The organism is Nocardia sp. BMG111209 (assembly GCF_000381925.1).
GTDB lineage: Bacteria > Actinomycetota > Actinomycetes > Mycobacteriales > Mycobacteriaceae > Nocardia.
Map to the genome: position 1 here is coordinate 4,968,909 of NZ_KB907307.1, position 21,288 is coordinate 4,990,196.

The window sequence follows — 21,288 nt, forward strand, 5'->3', positions numbered from 1 at the left end:
CTTTTCCGCTGCCGTGCTGCGGACTCAGTGTAGTGGCAGCAGCCACTATGACGTACAGTTCGGACAGCATCCAGCAGGTGAGCCCCGGTCGGCCGCAACGTATGACGCCGCCGAGAACCCGAGGTAGATCAGAAGTTGGGGGAAGGTGTGACGCACGCACGACTGGACCACCTGGAAGGGGATCCGGCCCGCGGCATCGTGCGGGCGCCGGATCTGGCCCGGGTGACCATCCTCGCCAAGCACACCCAGGTCGACATGGCGATTCCGGTCGATGTCCCGGTCGCGCTGGTCATCCCCAGCGTCGTCGACATGGTCGCGCAGCACAGTCGCAGCAACGACTTCGACCACACCGGAGAGCAATTCGAGCCCGCCGAATGGGTGCTCGCGCGCATCGGCCGGCCGCCGTTCTCCAGTTCGCTGAGCCTCGGTGAGCACGGGGTGCGCGACGGCGAACTGCTCATGCTGGAGAACGCCGACCACGTCGCGCCGCCGCCGCTGTTCGACGACATCATGTACAACGTCGCCATCGCCGACGCCGACCACTTCCGCGCCTGGTCACCCCGGGTCGCCCGGGTCACCGGCGCGATCGTGGCGGTGGCGGCCATGCTGGCCGGATGCGCCGGGCTGCTGGCCGCGCCGACCGCGATGCCGGGCTGGATCACCGGTTCGCTGGCCGCGCTGGTGGCGCTGCTGCTGGCCGTCGCCGGTATCGTCTTCGCGCGCATGTACGCCGACCCGACCACCGCGATGGTCCTCGGCGGATGCGCGCTGCCCAGCGCGTTCAGCGCGGGCATGCTGATCGTGCCGCTGCAACACGGCGAATACGGCTGGGCCAACGTACTACTCGGCGCGGTGCTGGTCGGCGCGATCGCGGTACTGGCCTGGCGGGTCGGCGGGGCCGGATCGGCCCTGTTCATCGGCGCGACGACGGTGGCGGTCTTCGCGGTCCCGGCCGCACTGGTCGGACTGCTGACCACCCAGCCGGGCCGGGCGATCGGCGCCGGGGCCGCGGCGCTGGCACTCGGCGCGCTGTCGGTGGCGCCGCGGGTCTCGATGCTGCTGGCCAAGCTGCCGCTGCCGCCGGTGCCCTCTCCCGGCACCCCGATCGACCCCACCGAGGACGATCCCGACGACCATCGTGCGCTGCCCACCATGGATGTGCTGCGCGCGAAATCCGAACGGGCCCGGATGTATCTGGCCGGTCTGGTGGCCGCGACCTCCCTGGTCACGGTCGCCGGGGCGATGGCGGCCGCCGATCCGCGCGCGTCCACCCCGTACTGGCCGGGGATCGCGCTGGCGCTGGTGTGCGCGGCGGTGCTGTTGTTCCGCAGCCGCACCTACGCCGGCGCCGAGCAGGCGGTGGTGCTGCTGGCCGGCGGTTCGGCCGTACTGCTGATCATGATGTGCGTCGCCGCGTTCACCCTGCGCCAGCCGCTGGCGGTGTTCGGCGCCGCGATGGTGCTGCTGATCGCGGCCCTGATCATGGGTACCGCCGTACCGCACCAGACCGCGACGCCACCGCTGCGCCGCGCGATCGAACTGCTCGAATACGCCTTCGTGGCGGCGGTGCTGCCTCTGGTTTTCTGGGTGGTCGAGTTGTATTCACTGGTTCGTTCCCTGTGACGATGTCGGTCCGAAAGTGCTACGCCCGCACGATATTTCGGTTCACTGCTGCGGCGGTCGCGGTGGCTTGTGGTATCGCGTTCGGCGCCGGGGGTGCGGTGGCGGACCGGCCACCGGCGGTTGTTCCGGGGCTGCTGCCGCCGGGGCCGCCGATGGGGCCGCCGGAGGACACCGAGCAGCCGGCGAATGCGCCGTGTGTGAGCACCGTTCCGGGTGGCGACGGGCCGGCTGTCCCGGCTGCGCAGCGCGCTCTGAATCTCGATCGTGCCTGGCAGTTCTCGCGGGGGGCGGGGCAATTGGTGGCGGTGGTGGATACGGGGGTGGCTCGGCATCCGCGGCTGCCTGGTCTGGTCGGCGGTGGCGACTATGTCGCGCGTACCGACGGCACCGAGGACTGCGACGGGCACGGCACCGCGGTGGCCGGGGTGATCGCGGCCACCGCGGTGGCCGGCCAGGGGTTCGCGGGGGTCGCGCCGGAGGCTGCCATCTTGAGCATTCGGCAGTCCAGCGAGTTCTATCAGGCCAAAGGCCGTTCGCAGCAGAAGAATCCGGAGGATCTGCCCGACGGTTACGGCAACACTCACACCATGGCGTGGGCGATCCGGCGCGCCGCCGATATGGGGGCGTCGGTCATCAACGTTTCCGAGACCACCTGTCCCACCGGGCCGCTGCACGACGAGGATCTCGGTTCCGCGCTGCAGTACGCTGCGGTGGAGAAGAACGCGGTGGTGGTGGTCGCGGCGGGGAACAACGATGTGTGCCGCGGGACTAATCCTGTGCTGGATCCGGTGGATCCGGGTGCGGATCCGTGGAGCAAGGTCACCATGAACGTGTCGCCGGCCCGCTACGATCAGTACGCGCTGTCGGTGGGGTCGGTCGATGCCAATGGGCAACCGTCGAAGTTCACGGTGCCCGGTCCGTGGGTCGGGGTGGCTGCTCCGGGTGAGAACATCACTTCGCTGGATGTGAACTTTGCCGACCCGAACAGTCGGGGGACTGCTGTCGGTTTCGCCAAACGTGGGCAGCAGTCGCCTATTTCGGGGACCAGTTTTGCCACGCCTTATGTGGCCGGTGTGGCTGCGCTGGTGCGTGCGCGGTTTCCGCAGTTGAGTGCGCTCGAGGTTATCCAGCGGATCGAGGCTACTGCGCACGCTCCGGCGGAAGGGTGGGACCCTTATCTCGGGTACGGCACTGTTGATCCGGTCGCGGCGTTGACTGCCGAGGTGCCGAATACGTTGCCTCCCAAGCGGTCCGATGCTGCTCAGAGTTGGCAGTTGCCGGTGCCGAGCTCCCCGCGGGCGGCCGACAACAGTGCTCGTAACGTTGCTTTGATCGGCACGGGGGTGATTGCGGTGCTGCTGGTCCTCGGCTATCTCGCTTCGTTCCCGTTGCGGCGGCGGTTCGGGGTGCGTGAGGACTGAGGTGTGTTTCGGGCTTTGCTTTGTTCCGGCGGGTTCGTGGGTGTCTCGGTTGTTGTCTGCCCGCTTCTGTCTCGTGAACCGTCGGGTCCGGGATCTAGGTGGGTGGCGGGCTGAATGTCGGGCCTGCTTGTTGGTGACAGGCTGTGTTTTTGGCCTCCGCTTCGCTCCGGCGGGTTCGCGGCCCTCCGGGCCCGATCCTTCCCTCCTCCGGCTCCTCCGCTTCGCTCCCCCGCCTCCGTCAGTCCAGGATCGGGCCGGGCCACGAACAGGAGTGTTACGCCTGCGTATTGGTGACCGGGACCGGGGTGTGCGGGGGCACGAAAGGCGCGTTCAGCTGCGGATCGGTGACGGGTTCGGGGGTTAGCTGGGGGTGGGGGCTAGTTCGGGGTGGTGGTGTCTTGGCGCGACTTCACCAGTTGGCGGGCCGGATTCGGGTCGGGGGCTACGCCGTCGTGGGCGACCATCGCCTCCTGGCGGCCCAGGGCCGGTCCCGCTGCCAGGAGGCCGGCGATCGGCCAGGGGGCGGGTTCGGGTTTGGCGTGCTCGGGGTCCATGCCCAGGGCCTTGGCGGCGTCGGCGTCCTTGATGCCGAATCGGACGCCGGTGTCGGCGATGAAGAACAGGCTGTCGCGCCGCGCGCTGTCGGGCTCGATTCCGGTTGTTTGTACGAAGATTCCGGAGCCGGGCGTCGAATAGAACTGTTCCGCACCGTGATTCGCGGCGTCGGCCTGTGCCAAGCGGACCGGTACGGCGTTGTCGGGAATCGGCAGCGCGTGGCCGGTGAAGACGGAAAGGTCTGCGTGCCTGCTGTTGTCGGCCTTGTCGGCGCCGCTGAGCGGCTTCCAGGACAGGCAGCCTACGGGCTGGTCCTTGGCGTCGACGATCTGCGGCGCGGAGTCCGGATATTTCGAGACCGCCAACTGATCCACCACATTCGTGTTGGAACGATCGAATCCGGTGATCTGGGCGTCCTGTGAGGTCGCTGGGTTGGAGTTGCGGATGATGTCGGCGGTCAGCGGTGACACCGGTTGCAGACCGTCGCGCAGTACCACGTAGTTCTGGTTCTCGGTGGCCAGGAAGACCACGTCGCCGTTGCGGTGGCCTGCGACCGGTTTGATCGGCACGCCACCGGGATCGGCGATTTTCGGGGCCACTATCGGGAGTACTTCCGGGATCGCGTTCAGGAGGCCCTCGCTGATCGGGCGGGGGGTGAAGCCGCGGATGCGCAGCGCGTCCACCACCGCGCGGGTGTTCATGTCGACGCGGGCGCGTTGGTTGTCGTAGACCAGATAGGTGGCGTCGCGGCCCTGCACGAGCAGCGCCTTGCCCTTGTCCAGGGTGGTGGCGCGGTCGCCGAGCACCGGGGTGCCGGCGATCACGGTGGTGGTCAGGGCGTCGCTGCCGTCGTTGCGTAGTTCGTCGCACACCGTCCAGGTGCGGCCCTTGCCGTCGGTCCCGAAATTCAGTGAGGCGGGCGCGCCGGGGATGCCGATCAGCGGGCCGCGGGGTTTCTTGGCCAGTTCGGATTCCTTGATGGATACCGCCTTGTCCGGCGCACCTACCGCCAGCCGGGCGGAGGCCAGATTCAGTGCCGGATGCACCACGCCGTCGATGACGGCGTACACGGCCCCGGAATCCTTGCCGAGCAGGATCTTGTTGTCGCCGATCGTGCCCTGGGGGCGCAGCAACGCCAGTACGCCGCAGCCGGCCAGTGCGACGGCGCCGATGACCAGGCCGACGATGTAGGCGCGCGACTGCGAGCGCATCGGATCGTGCAACATGCGCACATCGCGGCGCACCAGCGCGTGCTCCATCCGCCGGACCAGGAAGCGATAACCGCTGATCTGCCAACGGGTGGTCGGCTTGGACGGCATGAGTCCTCCCCCGGACGGTGCTCAGGTTCGCTGCACACAGTACAGTTCACACCACGTGAAGTTCAGCTCGGCCATCGAGATCGGGCCGTGCACCAGGTGTCCGGGAGACGACGTTGGCCGAATTCGACGCCATACGCAACCGCCCGCTCCTCGGGCGCATCACGCTACCGAATCTGGTGGCGGCACAACTGTTCGGACTGGTGGTCGGCCTCATCGGATTCGCGGTGGGCCTACCCGGCTGGTACGCGCTGCTGGTCGCGGTGGTGGCCGGGGCGTTGCTGCTGATCCCGATCGGTAAGCGCACGCTGTCGAGCTGGCTCGCGACCTGGTGGCGTTATCTGGCGCGCGGGGGCTATTCGATCGGCGACACCGTCGACTTCCGCGGTCCCGACGGGCGTTCGCTCGGGTTGTACTGGGAGGGCAGCCGGGTTGTCGCGGTGGTGGAGGTGCTGCCGCCGCGCGGCGGGCTGACCCGCATCGACCGCTGGTCCGTGCACGCCTCCCATCTGCTGCCGCTTCCCGAACTGGCGGAATGTCTGACCCAGCACGACATTCTGCTGTCCGGCATCGACATCATCAGCCACGGTCACCGCAGCCGGTCCGGTACGCCGGCCGGTGCGATCTACGAGACGCTGCTGGGCCCGCTGCCGGCCACCGCGTATCGCACGGTGTGGCTGGCGATCAGCTTCGACACCCTGACCTGTCCGGGTGCGGCCGACCGGCGCGGCGGCGGCGCGGAGGGCGCCTGCCGGGCGGTCACCATCGCCACCCAGCGCATCGTGCGCGCGCTGGAGGACGCCGACTGCGCCTCGCGTATCCTCACCGCCCCCGAGATCAAACAGGCTGTGCTGCAGGTCAGTTCGGGTATCGATCCGCGCACGATCCGGCACCGCTGGCAGCACGCCGAACTCGGCAGCGCCGTGAACATCGGCGGCGCGGTCGATCCGAAACAGCTCGGCACGGATCTGCTGGCGCTGTTGTGGGTGGCGCCCTCGCTCGGCACCACGGTCTCGGTGCGGCTGCGGCCGGGCAGTTCGCCCGAGACGGTCGGCATCGGCGCCGCCTGGCGGCTGACCACCCGCGACCTGCCGGAGAAACTGCGCTACCGGCACATGGTGTCGCTGCACGGCCGGCATCGGCAGAGCCTGCTCGCCCACTTCCCGATCGGGATCCCCGGCCTCGACGACACGGTGCCGATGGCCGAGTACCCGATCGATGTCATCGGCGCGCTGCATCTGCCGTCGTCGGGCTGCGGGCAGCTGATCGGCTCCGACGAGCAGGGCAACGGCGTCGCGATCCGCCTTGTCGGACAGGGCATCTCGACGGTGTACGTGGCGGGTGAGCTGTATCTCGCACAGCAGCTGGTGTTCCGCGCGCTGGCCGTCGGCGAGCGCATCCTGGTCCGCACCGACCGGCCGCAGGCGTGGGAACAGCTGATCACCACGATCGGCAATCCCGACCGGCTGGCCCTGGCGGTGGAGACCCACCAGAGCGACGCCGGCTACACCGCCGCGGTCGTCGACGGCGTACTGGCCCCCGCACCACATGCGGGCGTCACCACCATCTACGTGGCCGGCGATCCGATGGGCTGGCCCGCCGCCAAACCGGACCTGTCGATCCATCAGCCCGGCGCGATCGGCAACCACGTCGTACTCCGCACCGGCACAGCGCAGGTGGAACTCACCCTGGTCTCGATCCCCCGTGAGACCACCTACATCAACCGGCCGCGCGGCACCCGGCCGCTGGCCCACCAGTAGGCGGTTCAGCCCGGATAGGGATCGGCGGCCCGCGCCGCGCGCAGATGCCTTCCCCACCAAGCCAATTGGCGCAACAGCCGACCGGCCGCATCGATCGCGGCCCCGTCGTCCGGATTGCCGTCCGCGTCGAACCGCCGCTTCGCCTGATGGAAGCTCACCGTCTCCCGGATGGAGACCATGTGGATCTCCGCCACCACCTGCCGCAGCTGCTCGATCGCGCGCAACCCGCCGGACAGCCCGCCGTAACCCACGAAACCGACCGGCTTACCCCGCCATTCGTGCTTCGCGGTATCCAGCGCGGTCTTCAGCGCCGCCGGGTACCCGTGGTTGTACTCCGAGGTGATCACGACGAAAGCGTCTGCGCCGGAGAGCCGTTCGCGATATGCGTCGACCTCGGGCGATTCCGTCAGCTCGACCGGTAGCGGCGTGTGCGCCAGATCGATGACGTCCACCTCGAACGCCGGATCCGCGCGCGCGGTCCGCAGGAACCAGTCCGCGACCACCGGCGCGAACCGCTGCGGTCGCACGCTGCCGACGATGACCTCCAGACGCAGTAGGCTGTTCATAGGTGCGAGCCTAAGGGGAGCGGCATCGCACCGCCGGGAGGTGGAAGCACGGCCGGCCCCCGGCCCGGCGAATTCCGGTCCGCCCGAATTCGCCCCGGTGCGGATGCGCTGACCCTCAGGGCAGGTCGAACGGCAGTGTCACGCCGTCGTGCACCCGGCAGTGCTCGCAGGTGTCGGTGCCGTCGACGGTGGCGACGGCGTGCCGCACCAACTTCTTGAACGGCACCAGGTTTCGCTCGAACTCCTCGAAAACGGCCACGGCACTGACCCCTTCGCCGGCCTCCAGGCCCGCGTCCAGGTCCGTCACCAAAGCGATTGCCGCATAGCACATCTCGAGCTCACGGGCGAGTACGGCCTCGGGGAAGCCGGTCATGTTGACCAGTTCCCAGCCCTGCCCGGCGAACCAGCGGCTCTCCGCGCGGGTGGAGAAGCGCGGGCCCTGCACCACGACCATCGTGCCGGCCGACTTCATCGGCAGTTCCGGCACCGCGGATTTCGTTGCGGCGGCGCGCAGTTCGTCACAGTACGGATCGGCGAAGGACACGTGGATCCCGCCGTTGTCGAAGAAGGTCTGCGGCCGCCCCGAGGTGCGGTCGACCAGCTGATCGGGCACGGCGACGGTCCCCGGCCCCCAATCGGCGCGCAGGCTGCCCACCGCGCACGGCGCGAAGATCCGGCGCACGCCGATCGACCGCAGCGCCCACATATTGGCCCGATACGGCACGGTGTGCGGGGAGTACTCGTGCTTGCGGCCGTGCCGCGGCAGGAACGCCACCTGCCGCCCGTCGACGTCGCCGACGGTGATCGGCGCGGCGGGCGCGCCGTAGGGCGTCTCGATCTCGAGCGTGGTCGCGTCGTCGCCGAAGAAGTCGTAGAAGCCGCTGCCGCCGATGATGGCCAGCGCGGGACGGGGAGAACTCATGGTTGCGTATTCTCGCGTATTCCCCGCCGCCGGTCGGTATCGCCCCAGTTGAGGACGGGCAACGGAGTGTGGAGTACCCTAGGGGGGTATCGGATGGCGCGAGCGAGGAGATATCGGTGAGTCAGGATCAGACGGCCGCGGAGGCCGCCGCCGACCACGCGGGCCACGGCTACATCACCGCCAAGGACGACTACCTCAAACGCCTGCGCCGCATCGAGGGTCAGGCTCGCGGCCTGCAGCGCATGGTCGAGGAGGAGAAGTACTGCATCGACATCCTCACCCAGGTCGCGGCGATGACGAAGGCCCTCCAGGCAGTGGCGATGGGCCTGCTGGAGGACCACATCAGCCACTGCGTGGTGGACGCCGCAGTCCGGGGCGGACCGGAGGCCGAGGCCAAGATCAAGGAAGCCACCGAGGCCATCGGCCGCCTGGTCCGCGCCAATCCGTGATCAGCGATTTCGTGAGCGACCCGCTCAGCGACCGGCCAGCGCCGGGGCGAGTGTGCGCAGCACCGGCAGCCAGTCCTCGTCGGTGACCTGGATCGCGATCTGATCCGCGCCCGCCTCGAGATGTGCGACCAGACCCGTGGCCACCTCCTCCGCGGTGCCGTGCAGCCCGAGCGTGTCGATCAGCGCGTCGCTGCCCGGATACTCCAGGTCTTCCTCGGTGAAGCCGAGCCGGCGCAGGTTGGCGACGTAGTTCTGCAACTTCAGATAGAACTTGATCCGCGGCCGCAGGGTCGCGCGCGCGGCGTCGGGATCGGTATTGATGGTGATCTTGTGCTCGGCCACCAGCAGCGCGTCCGGGCCGAGGATCTCGCGGGCCTGCCGGGTGTGTTCCGGCACGGTCAGATAGGGCAGCGCACCCGCGGTGCGGTCCCGGGACAGTTCCAGCACCCGCGGCCCGAGCGCGGCCAGCGCCCGGCTCTGCTTCGGCACCCCCGCCTCGTCCAGCTCGTCCAGATATTCGACCAGCGCGTCGTAGGGCTTGCGGAAGGCCGCGTCCTGCTCAGGATGGCCCGCACCGACGCCCAGCAGGAAACGGCCGGGGAATCGGGCCTCGATCCGATGGAAGGATTCGGCGACCTGTTTGGCCGGCGCGCTCCAGATGTTCACGATGCTGGTGCCGACGGTCAGCGTCTCGGTGGCCTCGAGCAACGACTCGATCACCGGCAGATCAGCCGACGGCGATCCGCCCAGCCAGAGCGTGCTGTACCCGAGTCCCTCCAGCTCAGCGGCGATCTCGGGGGTGAAACTCGCGTAGTAACTCCATACTGCGAACCGTCCATGAATGCTCATGTCCCGATGGAACCACGAAAACGCGCCGGGCTATTCCGGACGTACCGAGTGTTCAATTCCAGATGCGACGGCGCACGGTGTGCGCTTCCAGTCCGTCGGTGACGACGTCACCGTCGTCGTCCAGCCGATACGGTTCCAGCACATTGAGGGCGATGCCCTCGGCATGCTCGAGAAATACGTCGATCGCCTCGGCCCCCGACTCCGGCAGCGCCGACCCGAGCACGACCGCGGCCGCGCGGATCTCCGCCCGCATCCCGCCGAGCACCTCGTAACTCATCTGCTGCGCCTGCCGGGCCGTCATCGGCGGCAGCGCAACCATGTCGGTGACCCCGTTCACCTTCACGACCAGCGCGAACGGAGTGAAGGCACCGGTTGTCTCCAGTCGCCCCTCGGCCAGGGTCAGTGCCGTGTCCAGCAGCCCGTCGAGATCCTCCTGCGCTGGTTCGGACACTCGGTCCCGCCACGATGCCACTCTCGACTCCTGTTCTGGGGCACGGAAACACCTCATCATGCACCGCGCACGAACAGCCGTCGACCGAAGCGGCCGCCGCTGCCCGCGGGTACGCCCAGCAGCGTACTGTGCGCGCGCCGACCCGGCAGCAACAACCGTCGTTGTCCGGTACACCACGATCGGGTACCGTGGCGACACTGCGGGTTTCACGGCAGGGGGGTATTCCGTGGTCACCGATGGGCTTTCGACGTTGCGTGCGGAGATCGCCGCGTTCCGAGCGGGTTTCGGCCAACCCGCTCTGCTGCTGTCCGCCTTCCGCGAGGCCGCCGTCCTGGTGCCACTCACCACCGACGACCGCCTGTACACCACCCGATACGCCCGCATCGCCTGGATCTGCGTATTCACCGGAGTACAACCGTTGTCCCACTACCTGATCGCCCGCGGCGCGCAGACCGAGGACCACCACTTCCACACCCTGCGCGGCCACCGCCTCGCCGATTACGCATCGGCACGCGAAGATCCGACCGGCATAGTGATAGATCCGGGCAGCGAAACCCCGATGGCCCTGCCGCCCCGGTTGGTGGCCGCGAACGGCGACACCGTAGGGGTGCTGTAACCCGTGAACGATTCGATCCGGGTGGACCCCGCCGTCCTGACCAACGCCGCCGACGGAATCAACGGCATCATCGGCGAACTGTCCGACCTGGGAACCAAGGAAACCGGCGCCTCCGGCCGCGGCTTCTCCCTCATCTCGCTCAGCGGCCTGCAAGCCGGCAGAACGTCGGTACACCAAGCCTTCTCGGCATTCACCGACCGCTGGTCGTGGGGCGTACGCACGATGGTGCAGAGCGCCGACGCCATCGCCCGGAGCCTGGGCCTCGCGGCGGGCCGGTACCACGAGGAGGAACAGACCGCCGCCAACATGTTCAAGGAGATGTACACCGACATCGCCGGCAACCCACACCTGTCCCACCGGGACGCCGACGCCCGCTCCTGGTCACACACGCTGGCGGACAACAACTACAACGACATCCGCCACCCCGACTACAGCGCCTCGTCGTTCTCCCACGCTTTCGACCACATGCTGCGCAACGGGAAGATCATCGCCACGGTCGCCCCCGACGCCCTCGCGAACGCAGGCCCGATCCCACAACGCTGGAACACCGGCGACGCCGCCAGAGCCGCACAGATCATGAACGACAAATAGTTTCGAGCCGGGGGGCAGATCATGGGCTGGCTGGACGATATCGGCGACGCGGCCGAACACCTCGCACACCGCGTGGAACAGGCCACCGGCGAAGCCGTGGACGCGACCATGCACGGCCTGGGTTCCCTGGCCCGCGATGTAGGTGCCGACGGCGTGGCCGCGAACCTCGACCGCTGGGGCGACGAGGCCGCCGACGCCCTGGACGCCGAAGTCCCGGAAAAGCAACTGGGCCAGACCGACAACCCGAAGGAGCTCGTCCACGGCGACGCCGCCGCCATCGGCCACGCCGCGGACCTGGTCCGCAAAATGGGCGACTCCGTGGACAAAACCGGCCAGGCCCTGAAAACCATCGACGTCGCCGACTGGACGGGCAAGGGCGCCAACGAATTCCACACCACCTTCGGCAAACAACCGAAACTCTGGTTCGACGGCGCCGACGCCATGCACCAGGCCGCCACCACCCTGACCGACTGGTCCCACGCCGTCACCACCGCCCAAGGCCACGCCGCCGACGCGATTGCCAGATGGAAACAAGCAGACACCGAGGAACGCCGCCGAAAGAATTGGTGGAACGGCCTGTCCGCCGCCGAACAACGCCGAACCGCCCTCACCGACACCTGGACCACGATCCGAGACGACGCCCGAGCCATCCTGAAACGAGCCCGCGCCGACCGCGACACCGCCGCCGGCCTCGCGGTATCGGCCCTACAAGCCGCCACCGCGAAGGCCCCCGAAACCCCGTCGTTCACCGACCGCATGCGAGACGACCTCTCCGACACCGCCGACATCGCCCAATTCGCGGGCCTGAATTTCGACAAGGGCCTCCTGACCAGCTTCACCGGCGCAGTCCAATTCGTCCGCCAGGTCGACCCCATGGACCCCTACAACCTCACCCACCCCGCCGCCTACTTCGCAGGCATGTCCGACCTCGACGCCGGCCTGGTAGTAGCAATGGCCGACCCCACAGCCACCGTCCAAGGCCTCCTGTCCGGCGCACGATCCGACCCCGCCGAATGGCTCGGCAACCTGACCGGCCAGGTCGTCATGACCGTAGGCACCGGCGGCGCCGGCAGCGCCGAAGCCGCCACCACCGCAGCCCGAGAAGGCGCCACGGCCGCCCGCGAAGGCGCCACCGCAGCCTCACAAGGCGCCACCGCCACCCGAGACGGCGCAACAGCAGCCCGAGACGGCGCCACCACAGCCCCGAGACCTCCCGAGCCACCCCGCCCACCGGAACCCGCACGGCCACCGGACACTTCACGCTCCACCGACCCAGCACGCCCCACCGACAACGCGCGCCCCGCGAACAGCACGCGCCCCACCGACAGCACCCGCCCGGACAGCACCCGCCCCTCCGACGGTGCACGCCCGTCCGACAGCACCCGCCCCGACTCCACACGACCGGACCCTGCCCACCCAGCAGACACCGCCCGCCCAGCCGACGGTGCCCGACCAGCAGACGGTTCGCACCCAGACACGGCACGACCGGACAGCGGCGCCCGCCCGGCCGACGGTTCCCACCCGAACACAGCACAACCGGACAGCGGTGCCCGGCCCGCCGACGGTCCCCACCCTCCGGACACCACTCATCCCGCAGACAGCACACAACCACCTGACACCGCACGCCCCAGCGACCCAGCACATCCCGACAACGTCAACCCTGGCAGCCGCCCCGCCGAGCCACGCGCCGGCCTGGGTACCGACACAGCACCCCACGAACCCCCCGTAGCCGCCGGCCCCCGCGCTGAGTCAGCACCCCATACCGTCGAAACCCCCACCACCTCACACGAACCGATATCGGCTCACCCGGAACAGCCTGCCGCACAACCACACCCACCGGCCCACCCGGTCGACGCCCCACGCCCTACCGAGCCAACGCACGCCGGCACCGAACCCACCGCTGCACACCCCGATCCGGCCCACCCGACAGACGCCCCCCACTCCACCGACACAGCACCACACACCGGCACCGAACCCACTGCTACACACCCGGATCCAGCCCACCCGGAAAACCCACGCACTCCCGAACACGAACAACCCACCGCCCACACCCCGGCGGATCGAGCCGACGCCGACCACGGCGCCCACTCCGACGCCACCGAAGCCGGCCCCGAATCCGACCGTGACCCCGCCAACACTTGCTCGGACCGCGACCCGGTCGACATCGCCACCGGCGAATTCCTTCTCCCCGAAACCGATCTGGACCTCCCCGGCATCCTCCCGGTCACCCTGCGCCGAACCCATCGCTCCAACTACCGCTACGGCCGCTGGTTCGGCCCGTCCTGGTCCACCACCCTCGACATGCGCATCGTCGTCGAAGACACCGGCGTCACCTTCCTGGGCGAAGACGGCATCATGCTGGCCTACCCCCACGCCGAGGTAGGCGAAGCCGCCGACCCCCACTCCGGCGGCCAACGCTGGACCTGCACCCGCACCGAAACCGGCGCCTACCAAATCCGGGACCCGACAAGAGAAATCATCCGCCACTTCGCCCCGGAACCGACCCTCGCCGGATTCGACACCCGCCGGGGCAACTATGCGATCTCCGCAATCACCGACCGCCACCACAATCGCATCCGCTTCCACTACGACCGGGACGGCAACCCGACCGAAATCACCCACTCCGGCGGCTACCGAATCCTGATCGAAACCACAGCGGGCAGAATCACGGCCCTCCACGTGATCGACCGCGACATCCCGATCAAGATCCGCGACTTCACCTACAGCACAGGCGAATTGGTCGCAGCCACCAACGCCGTAGCGGCCACCACCACCTACACCTACGACCCCGAGCACCGGATGACGTCCTGGACCGACTCCAACGCCAACCGCATGCTCAACACCTACGACCCCCGAGGCAGAGTAGTAGCCCAACAGGGCACCGCAGACATCCTGAACAGCACCTACGACTACCTCGATTTCCCCGACGGCACAGGCAGTCTGACAACGGTCACCGATTCCCGAGGCGCACAGACAACCCACGGCTTCGACAACGACCTCCGCCTCCGCGACCTCGTAGACCCCACCGGCGCCCATACCCACCTCGACTACAACGCCGACCGCCGCCCCCTCGCCGTCACGACCCCTGACGGCGCACTCACCACCTACCACTACACCCCCACAGGCGATATCCACGAGATAACCCGCCCCGACGGCGCGAAAACAACGATCGAATACGCCTCCGCCCGCCGCCCGTCCCGCATCACCGACCCCGACGGCACCACCCGTCACCAGGAATGGGCCCCCACCGGCAACTTGACCGCGACAACGGACCCAGCAGGCGCCCGCACCGAATACACCTACAGTTCCACCGGCGCCCTGACCGAAACCACAGCCCCCACAGGCGCGACAACCACCATAGAAACCACCCCCGCAGGCCTCCCCACCCGAATCATCACAGCCCACGAAGCCACCACCCACATAACCCGAGACGGCTTCGGCCGCCCCCTCACCACAACAAACCCCCTGGGCGCCACAACAACCTATGAATGGTCCGCAGAAGGAAAACCCCTCAGCCGCACCAACCCCGACGGCCACACCGAATCCTGGACCTGGGACGGCGAAGGCAACCTCCGAACCCACACCACCGAAGCCGGCACCACAACCACCTACACCTACGGCCCCTTCGACCTCCTCGCGAAGAAGACCGCCCCCGACGGCTCGGCAACCCACTACCTCTGGGACACCGAACGCCGCCTCACAGCAGTGATCAACCCACTCGGCCACCGCTGGACCTACGAATACAACCCGGCCGGTCGCCTGATCACCGAAACCGACTACACCGGCGCCACCACCCATTACACCCACGACACAGCAGGCCGGATCGCGACAATCACCCCCGCCACCGGCATCACCCGCCACCACACCCACGACATCCTCGGCCGTCTGACAGCCGTAACCGCCGACACCGGCGAATACCTCCACTACACCCACGACCGAGCGGGCCGAGTCCTCACAGCGATCTCCGGCACCGAAGAATCCCTCACCCACACCCTGCGGTTCACCTACACCCCCACCGGCCACCTCGCCACCCAGCAACTGGACGACCAACCCCCCATGCGGCACGAATACGACCCCACCGGCCGCCGCACCCGCCGCACCACCCCGACCGGCAGCATCACGACGTGGAACTACGACCAACTCGGCCGAGTCCGAACCATGTCCGCCGACAACCGTCACATAGATTTCACCCACGACCTTCTCGGCCGAACCACAGCCTGGCGAACCGGCGAAGTAGCAATAACCCGCACCTTCACAGATTCCGGTTACCTGGCAACCCAAGAAGTAATCGCCTTCCCCACCCAAACTCTCACCTTCGACCGCAACCCCGATCGCCCCCCACCCCACCAACTCCGCCGAGACGCCTACACCTACCGCCCCGACGGCTACCTCATCGCCCATGCCCAGACCCGTCTCGACACGGCGCCTATCGACCGCGAATACACTCTCGACTCCATCGGCCGAGTCACCGACATCCACATCGATGGCTTGCTCAGCGAGGCATACACCTACGACTCCCTGAGCAATATCACCACCGCTCTTCCTCGCCTCGAGCCGTTCAGTTCGCCCCGATCCGAGCCAGAGGCCGGCAATCACCGCGAATACCACAACAACCTGCTGATAAGCGCAGACCGTACGCGCTACTACTACGATTCCGCCGGTCGCCTGATACACAAAGTCGTCACTCGACGTTCCCGCAAGGCAGACGTATGGCGGTACCGCTACAACGCCTTCGATCAACTGACCGACATCCATACTCCCGCCGGGCAGCACTGGCTTTACACCTACGACGGCCTGGGGCACCGGATCACGAAACAGCGCCTCGATAGCGGAAGAAGCGTAGAACGTATCGACTACACCTGGGATACGGCACAGCTCACAGAGCAGACCACCGAAAACAGTACGACTCGCTGGCATTATCAGCCAGGAACGTTCAGGCCGTTGGTCGAAACAATCGACAGTATTGCTTCCGATACCGAGTTCCTTGTCGTCGTCACCGACTCGTCTGGCACACCCACAGATCTTCTGAATCACACTACCGGTACAGCGAAGACAGCGATCGATATCGAGTTATGGGGCCGAGAACGAGGGCCGACTAGCGGAACGATACTGAGGTTTCCAGGCCAATTTTTCGACAGCGAAAATGGTTTGCATTACAACCGAGCGCGTTACTACGACCCGGATTCCGGTCGATATCTGACTCCGGATCCGCTGGGTGTTGCCGCCTCGATGAACCCATTTGCATACCCCCACAACCCAATCGCTTGGACAGATCCTCTCGGGCTCATACCAGCAGAGTGCGAATACCGCGATTTCGCTCACGGCACCTCTCGAGCACATGCCGATGATATCGTAGAAAATGGACTGAGTGCGGATGCAGGACGGGCCGGGACACATGGAGGACGCATGAGCAGACCGGGATCTTTCTTCACACACGAGGTCGACGGACCGAACTCGCCCGGAATTCAATTGGCATACGAATGGGGCTTGAGAGTGGATCCGAACTCACCATCGACGGTGATAATTGGAAGAATTCCCGAGCCGATCTATCAATCGCTGCTGAGCGACGGTCTGATCCAGATCAGACCCGTCGGCGAGGGCGTACCACTCGAAACGATATTTCATCCGGATTCGTTCGGGGTCCTCAATCGAGAAATAGAATGGATTGCTAAGATAACACCATGAGCACAGGGCCTCACGACTACTCGGCAGCCGAGATCAAGAAGACCACCTGGGGCGAGTTGCATGAGCTCGACGACGGACGATGGAAAACCGTTTGGCGACTGACCTTCACAGCGCCACCGGCTGCACAGTCGACCGAAGTGTTCAGCGACGAAACAATCGGATTTCGCGCGATGCTACAGACCCACGAAGGTACATCGGGCGAATTACTCGTATTCACTGATGAGCAGGCCATGTCAGCAATCTACTACTCACCCACATTCAAGAGCTTGGGCATCGTGAACGATGACATAGCCGAGTTGCAAACCATAGAAAATCACCCCAAAGAGTGGTATGCGCCTTTCAGGCACCGTTGAAGCAGACTCCCTGACCGGCAGCACGCCACACAGACGGCGCTCACATATTCCCAAGTCGACGCGCGTATTTGAGCGCGCACGGCGCCGAAATATCGACCGGCTGCGGGAGACGTCTCCCGGACTGCCACCACGGAAGGCGTTCATGGAGATCCGCCGGGCGGAAAGTAGCTCACCGTACTATGGGACGGCAGCAGTGTACGCGATTCCAAACAGCATCCCCTCTGCCTTGCAGGTCGCAGAGTTCGTTCAGGAGAGAACCGACAATGCGCTACATAAAAGTGTATTGGCATCACGATTTCGATGACGACCCTGTGATGTACTTTCACGAAGTAGGCGACGATGATTGGGAAATAAGGAGAGTCCAGGTCTACCGCGACGGCCGTACAGAATGGGCCGATGAGAACCACGAGACCGACACCGCCGGCACAGCCGAAATACCGATCACATCCATAGCAGAAATTGCTTCACAGTCAGAGTTCGATGCCGAAGAGATAACCCACAACGAGTTCGAACGAGAGTGGTCGAAGGCTCGAGGAAGGTGATCCGGGCTACCACTGTTGCCGGAGGAGCTCGCACGCTACCGACCGGTCGTGGTCGTCACCGAGCCCGCGCTCACCAGTACCAGCCGTGGGCGCCGGTCCATCCTCGGCGGTAATACTCTGTTCAAAATCAGATCTAGCACCGGAAACGAGTGGAAAAGTATCCGCCGAACCACACGAGAAAGAATTCCTCTTTCCGCCCGGGACGTGGGACGGCCGATATCCGGAAGCAAAATTCAACCCCCGCAACACCCTTCGTCCCCCGGCACCACCCGCATCTCGCGGGTCTGCGCATTCCGCAATGCCAGCTCCTCGTCCACCGGATAGTCGACGGCAATGAGGCTGAGCCCGTGCGCCGGAGCGACAATCACCGCACTGGACCGTGCACGCTCGGCGAGCAGGGTGGTGGTCCACTCCGGAACCCGGCGCCCCTCACCGACCGCCAGCACCGCCCCGACCAAACTGCGAACCATGGACCAGCAGAACGCATCTGCGCTGACATAGGCCGTCAGTAAGGCACCGGCGTTGTCTCCCAACGGCACCGACTCCCAATCGAACCGCTGCAACTCCCGAACCGTGGTCGCCCCCTCACGTCGCCGACAGAACGCCGCAAAATCGTGCAGCCCCAACAAGTTTCGAGAAGCGGCACGCATCGCCTCCAAATCCACGGGCCGGCACGGAACAACGCTCCGCGCCTGTAGAGGCTCGGCCCCGTAAGGAGCGGTGGTGAGCCGGTAGGCGTAATGTCGCCGAACAGCCGAGAACCGAGCATCGAATTCGGCAGGCACGAACCGAGCGTCCCGCACCCGAACATCCTTGGGCAGGAACCGAGCCAGCCGATGCACCAACCTCGGCGGATCCAGCTCCGCGGCAGCGGTTTCGAACGAGGCCACCTGCCCCTCCGCATGCACCCCCGCATCCGTCCGCCCCGCGACCGTCAGTTGGACGCTCTCCCGCAACACCTTCGACAGCGACTCCTCCAGCACCCCCTGCACCGTCCGCAACGCGGGCTGCCGGGCCCAGCCGGTGAAATCCGTGCCGTCATAGGCGATGTCGAGGCGGACGCGGCGGACCGTCGGCACACTCTCAGCAGACTCACCAGTCTGTTCCAACGACACGGATCCGGTCCCTCTCGCTAGCATGAGAAAGCCCGCCGACCCGGAGGGGACGGCGGGCTCCTTCACGGCTTCCCGGCAAGATGTCTCCCGCAGGATGCGGGAATCACTTATTCGGCGGCCTTGTCCTCGGCGGCGGGCGCCTCGGTCTCGGCGGTCTCGGTGACGGCCTCGTCGGCGACGACCTCGGCCGGCTCCTCGACCTTGGCCTGCGAGGCGGCCACGCGGCGAGCGCGGTCGGCCTCGTTGGTCACGGTCTTCTCGCGGACGAGTTCGATGATCGCCATCGGCGCGTTGTCACCCTTGCGGGGCATCGTCTTGATGATCCGGGTGTAGCCACCGGCGCGATCCTCGAACGACGGTCCGATGTTCGCGAAGAGTTCGTGGACCACATCCTTGCTGCGGATCACCTTGAGCACCTCGCGACGGTCGGCGAGGGTGCCGGCCTTCGCCTTGGTGACGAGCTTCTCGGCGTAGGGGCGCAGCGCCTTGGCCTTGGCCTCGGTGGTCGTGATCCGACCGTGCTCGAAGAGCGCCGTCGCCAGATTGGCGAAGATCGCCTTCTGGTGCGCCGCCGACCCGCCGAAGCGGGCACCCTTCTTGGGCTTGGGCATTGTGGGAATCTCCTTGTGGGAAGGCCACCGGGGCTGCGGGCCCCGACTGCCTAAAGCTGTTCGGTCTCGGCGTAGTCCTGCTCGCCGGCATCGGTGTCGTGGAAGGAGCCGCTGTCGCTCCAGGTTCCGGTGGAGGAGTCGTAACCGACCACACTCGACGGATCGAAGGAGGCCGGGCTGTCCTTCAGCGAGAGGCCGAGCGAATGCAGCTTGACCTTGACCTCGTCGATGGACTTCTGCCCGAAGTTGCGGATGTCCAGCAGATCCGATTCCGTACGAGCGACCAGCTCGCCGACGGTGTGCACACCCTCGCGCTTGAGGCAGTTGTACGACCGCACGGTGAGGTCCAGGTCCTCGATCGGCAGCGCGAACGAGGCGATGTGGTCCGCCTCGGCCGGGCTGGGCCCGATCTCGATACCCTCGGCCTCGACGTTCAGCTCGCGTGCCAGGCCGAACAGCTCGACCAGGGTCTTACCGGCCGACGCCAGCGCATCCCGCGGGGAGATCGAGTTCTTGGTCTCGACGTCCAGGATGAGCCGGTCGAAGTCGGTGCGCTGCTCGACACGGGTCGCCTCGACCTTGTAGGTCACCTTCAGCACGGGCGAGTAGATCGAATCCACCGGGATCCGGCCGATCTCCGCGCCCGAGGCCTTGTTCTGCACGGCCGGGACGTAGCCGCGACCGCGCTCGACCACGAGCTCGATCTCCAACTTGCCCTTGTCGTTCAGCGTGGCGATGTGCATGTCCGGGTTGTGGACGGTCACACCGGCCGGCGGGACGATGTCACCGGCGGTGACGGTACCCGGGCCCTGCTTGCGCACGTACATGGTGACCGGCTCGTCCTCCTCGGACGACACGACCAGGCCCTTGAGGTTCAGGATGATGTCGGTGACATCCTCCTTCACACCCGGGACGGTGGTGAACTCGTGCAGCACGCCGTCGATGCGGATGCTGGTAACCGCGGCACCCGGGATCGAGGACAGCAGCGTACGGCGCAGCGAGTTGCCGAGGGTGTAGCCGAAGCCGGGCTCGAGCGGTTCGATGGTGAACTTCGAACGGTTCTCGGCCAGGATCTCTTCGGTCAGCGTCGGTCGCTGGGAAATCAGCATGAGGATCTCCTCCTTCAGGGGCGCCCGCTATTTGACGCCCGTTTCTGGGACTCCCGCCCGGACCTCCATACGGAGGCCCGGCCGGGACAGCGGCTCCGGCAGGGCGAACCCTGCCCGAGCGCAAGCTCTTACTTCGAGTAGTACTCGACGATGAGCTGTTCGTTCAGCGGCACATCGATCTGCGCACGCTCCGGCAGCTGGTGGATCAGGATCCGCAGCCGGTTCGGCACGACCTGCAGCCAGCCCGGGAGCGGGCGGTCGCCGTAGGTCTCGCGAGCGATCTGGAACGGCAGCGTCGGCGCGCTCTTCTCCTTGACATCGATGATGTCGTACTGCGCGACCTGGTAGCTGGGCACGTTGACCTTCACGCCGTTGACGACGAAGTGGCCGTGCGAGACCAGCTGACGGGCCTGGCGGCGGGTGCGGGCGAGACCGGCGCGGTACACGACGTTGTCCAGACGCGCCTCGAGCAGCCGGAGCATGTTGTCACCGGTCTTGCCCTTCTGGCGGTTGGCCTCTTCGTAGTAGCGGCGGAACTGCTTCTCGAGCAGGCCGTAGGTGAAGCGCGCCTTCTGCTTCTCCTGCAGCTGGAGCAGGTACTCGCTCTCCTTGATCCGCGCGCGGCCGTGCTGGCCCGGCGGGTAGGGACGACGCTCGAACGCCTGGTCGCCTCCGACGAGGTCGACACGCAGACGACGCGACTTGCGGGTGATAGGGCCGGTATAACGAGCCATTTTTCTCTACTTTCCTTCCC

General features: G+C 66.8%; 18 protein-coding genes. 9 read left to right on the plus strand and 9 right to left on the minus strand.

The window, feature by feature from the left end:
• Positions 1–147 precede the first annotated feature (147 nt).
• Positions 148–1,623 carry a type VII secretion integral membrane protein EccD gene (eccD, locus tag G361_RS0123050; protein ID WP_019929480.1) on the plus strand — a complete coding sequence of 492 codons (1,476 nt, stop codon included), beginning with the start codon at positions 148–150 and terminating at the stop codon, positions 1,621–1,623.
• A gap of 2 nt (positions 1,624–1,625) precedes the next feature.
• The gene (mycP, locus tag G361_RS0123055) at positions 1,626–3,044 is read left to right on the plus strand and encodes a type VII secretion-associated serine protease mycosin (protein WP_052172699.1); all 1,419 of its coding nucleotides are present in this window, start codon (positions 1,626–1,628) and stop codon (positions 3,042–3,044) included.
• A gap of 377 nt (positions 3,045–3,421) precedes the next feature.
• On the opposite strand, the gene eccB is transcribed toward mycP, so the two are convergent.
• On the minus strand, positions 3,422–4,918 hold the full coding sequence (gene eccB, locus G361_RS0123060) for a type VII secretion protein EccB (protein ID WP_019929482.1): 1,497 nt from the start codon (positions 4,916–4,918) through the stop codon (positions 3,422–3,424).
• 113 nt (positions 4,919–5,031) lie between these two features.
• Between eccB and eccE the strand changes: the two genes are divergently transcribed.
• On the plus strand, positions 5,032–6,675 hold the full coding sequence (gene eccE / locus G361_RS0123065) for a type VII secretion protein EccE (RefSeq protein ID WP_019929483.1): 1,644 nt from the start codon (positions 5,032–5,034) through the stop codon (positions 6,673–6,675).
• A 5-nt stretch (positions 6,676–6,680) separates the two neighbouring features.
• On the opposite strand, the gene G361_RS0123070 is transcribed toward eccE, so the two are convergent.
• Together G361_RS0123070 and G361_RS0123075 are read right to left on the minus strand one after the other, a co-directional pair.
• Complete coding sequence (locus G361_RS0123070) at positions 6,681–7,241, minus strand: NADPH-dependent FMN reductase (protein WP_019929484.1); 561 nt, start codon at positions 7,239–7,241, stop codon at positions 6,681–6,683.
• A 115-nt stretch (positions 7,242–7,356) separates the two neighbouring features.
• Complete coding sequence (locus G361_RS0123075) at positions 7,357–8,163, minus strand: S-methyl-5'-thioadenosine phosphorylase (RefSeq protein WP_019929485.1); 807 nt, start codon at positions 8,161–8,163, stop codon at positions 7,357–7,359.
• A gap of 116 nt (positions 8,164–8,279) precedes the next feature.
• On the opposite strand from G361_RS0123075, the gene G361_RS0123080 reads away from it, so the two are divergent.
• Complete coding sequence (locus G361_RS0123080) at positions 8,280–8,612, plus strand: metal-sensitive transcriptional regulator (protein ID WP_019929486.1); 333 nt, start codon at positions 8,280–8,282, stop codon at positions 8,610–8,612.
• 24 nt (positions 8,613–8,636) lie between these two features.
• Here the strand turns inward: G361_RS0123080 and G361_RS0123085 are convergent, their stop codons facing one another.
• Together G361_RS0123085 and G361_RS0123090 are read right to left on the minus strand one after the other, a co-directional pair.
• Positions 8,637–9,461 (minus strand): LLM class F420-dependent oxidoreductase, encoded by an 825-nt coding sequence (locus G361_RS0123085; RefSeq protein WP_019929487.1) that lies wholly within the window; start codon positions 9,459–9,461, stop codon positions 8,637–8,639.
• Positions 9,462–9,513: 52 nt separating this feature from the next.
• A complete protein-coding gene (locus G361_RS0123090; protein WP_019929488.1) occupies positions 9,514–9,912 on the minus strand; it encodes a hypothetical protein in 399 nt (132 codons plus the stop codon).
• Positions 9,913–10,138: 226 nt separating this feature from the next.
• Here G361_RS0123090 and G361_RS48485 point away from each other — a divergent pair, with 226 nt between their 5' ends.
• From G361_RS48485 to G361_RS48490, 5 genes are all read left to right on the plus strand, one after another.
• Positions 10,139–10,528, plus strand: coding sequence for an SseB family protein (locus G361_RS48485; protein ID WP_026343395.1), 390 nt, complete (start codon positions 10,139–10,141; stop codon positions 10,526–10,528).
• A gap of 3 nt (positions 10,529–10,531) precedes the next feature.
• Complete coding sequence (locus G361_RS0123100) at positions 10,532–11,119, plus strand: WXG100 family type VII secretion target (protein WP_019929490.1); 588 nt, start codon at positions 10,532–10,534, stop codon at positions 11,117–11,119.
• 21 nt (positions 11,120–11,140) lie between these two features.
• Positions 11,141–16,804 (plus strand): putative T7SS-secreted protein, encoded by a 5,664-nt coding sequence (locus G361_RS51490; protein ID WP_019929491.1) that lies wholly within the window; start codon positions 11,141–11,143, stop codon positions 16,802–16,804.
• Complete coding sequence (locus G361_RS0123110; protein WP_019929492.1) at positions 16,801–17,157, plus strand: hypothetical protein; 357 nt, start codon at positions 16,801–16,803, stop codon at positions 17,155–17,157. Before G361_RS51490 ends, G361_RS0123110 begins: the two co-directional genes overlap by 4 nt.
• A gap of 263 nt (positions 17,158–17,420) precedes the next feature.
• On the plus strand, positions 17,421–17,699 hold the full coding sequence (locus G361_RS48490; RefSeq protein ID WP_081635457.1) for a DUF6881 domain-containing protein: 279 nt from the start codon (positions 17,421–17,423) through the stop codon (positions 17,697–17,699).
• Positions 17,700–17,932: 233 nt separating this feature from the next.
• Here the strand turns inward: G361_RS48490 and truA are convergent, their stop codons facing one another.
• From truA to rpsD, 4 genes are all read right to left on the minus strand, one after another.
• Positions 17,933–18,838, minus strand: coding sequence for a tRNA pseudouridine(38-40) synthase TruA (truA, locus tag G361_RS0123115; RefSeq protein WP_081635545.1), 906 nt, complete (start codon positions 18,836–18,838; stop codon positions 17,933–17,935).
• A gap of 83 nt (positions 18,839–18,921) precedes the next feature.
• Entirely contained in the window at positions 18,922–19,425 is a 504-nt protein-coding gene (gene rplQ / locus G361_RS0123120; protein ID WP_019929494.1) for a 50S ribosomal protein L17, read from the minus strand.
• Positions 19,426–19,475: 50 nt separating this feature from the next.
• Positions 19,476–20,534, minus strand: a complete 1,059-nt coding sequence (locus G361_RS0123125; RefSeq protein WP_019929495.1) for a DNA-directed RNA polymerase subunit alpha — start codon at positions 20,532–20,534, stop codon at positions 19,476–19,478.
• 128 nt (positions 20,535–20,662) lie between these two features.
• Positions 20,663–21,268: a 30S ribosomal protein S4 gene (gene rpsD, locus G361_RS0123130; RefSeq protein WP_019929496.1), complete on the minus strand. Its 606-nt coding sequence runs from the start codon at positions 21,266–21,268 to the stop codon at positions 20,663–20,665.
• Positions 21,269–21,288 lie beyond the last annotated feature (20 nt).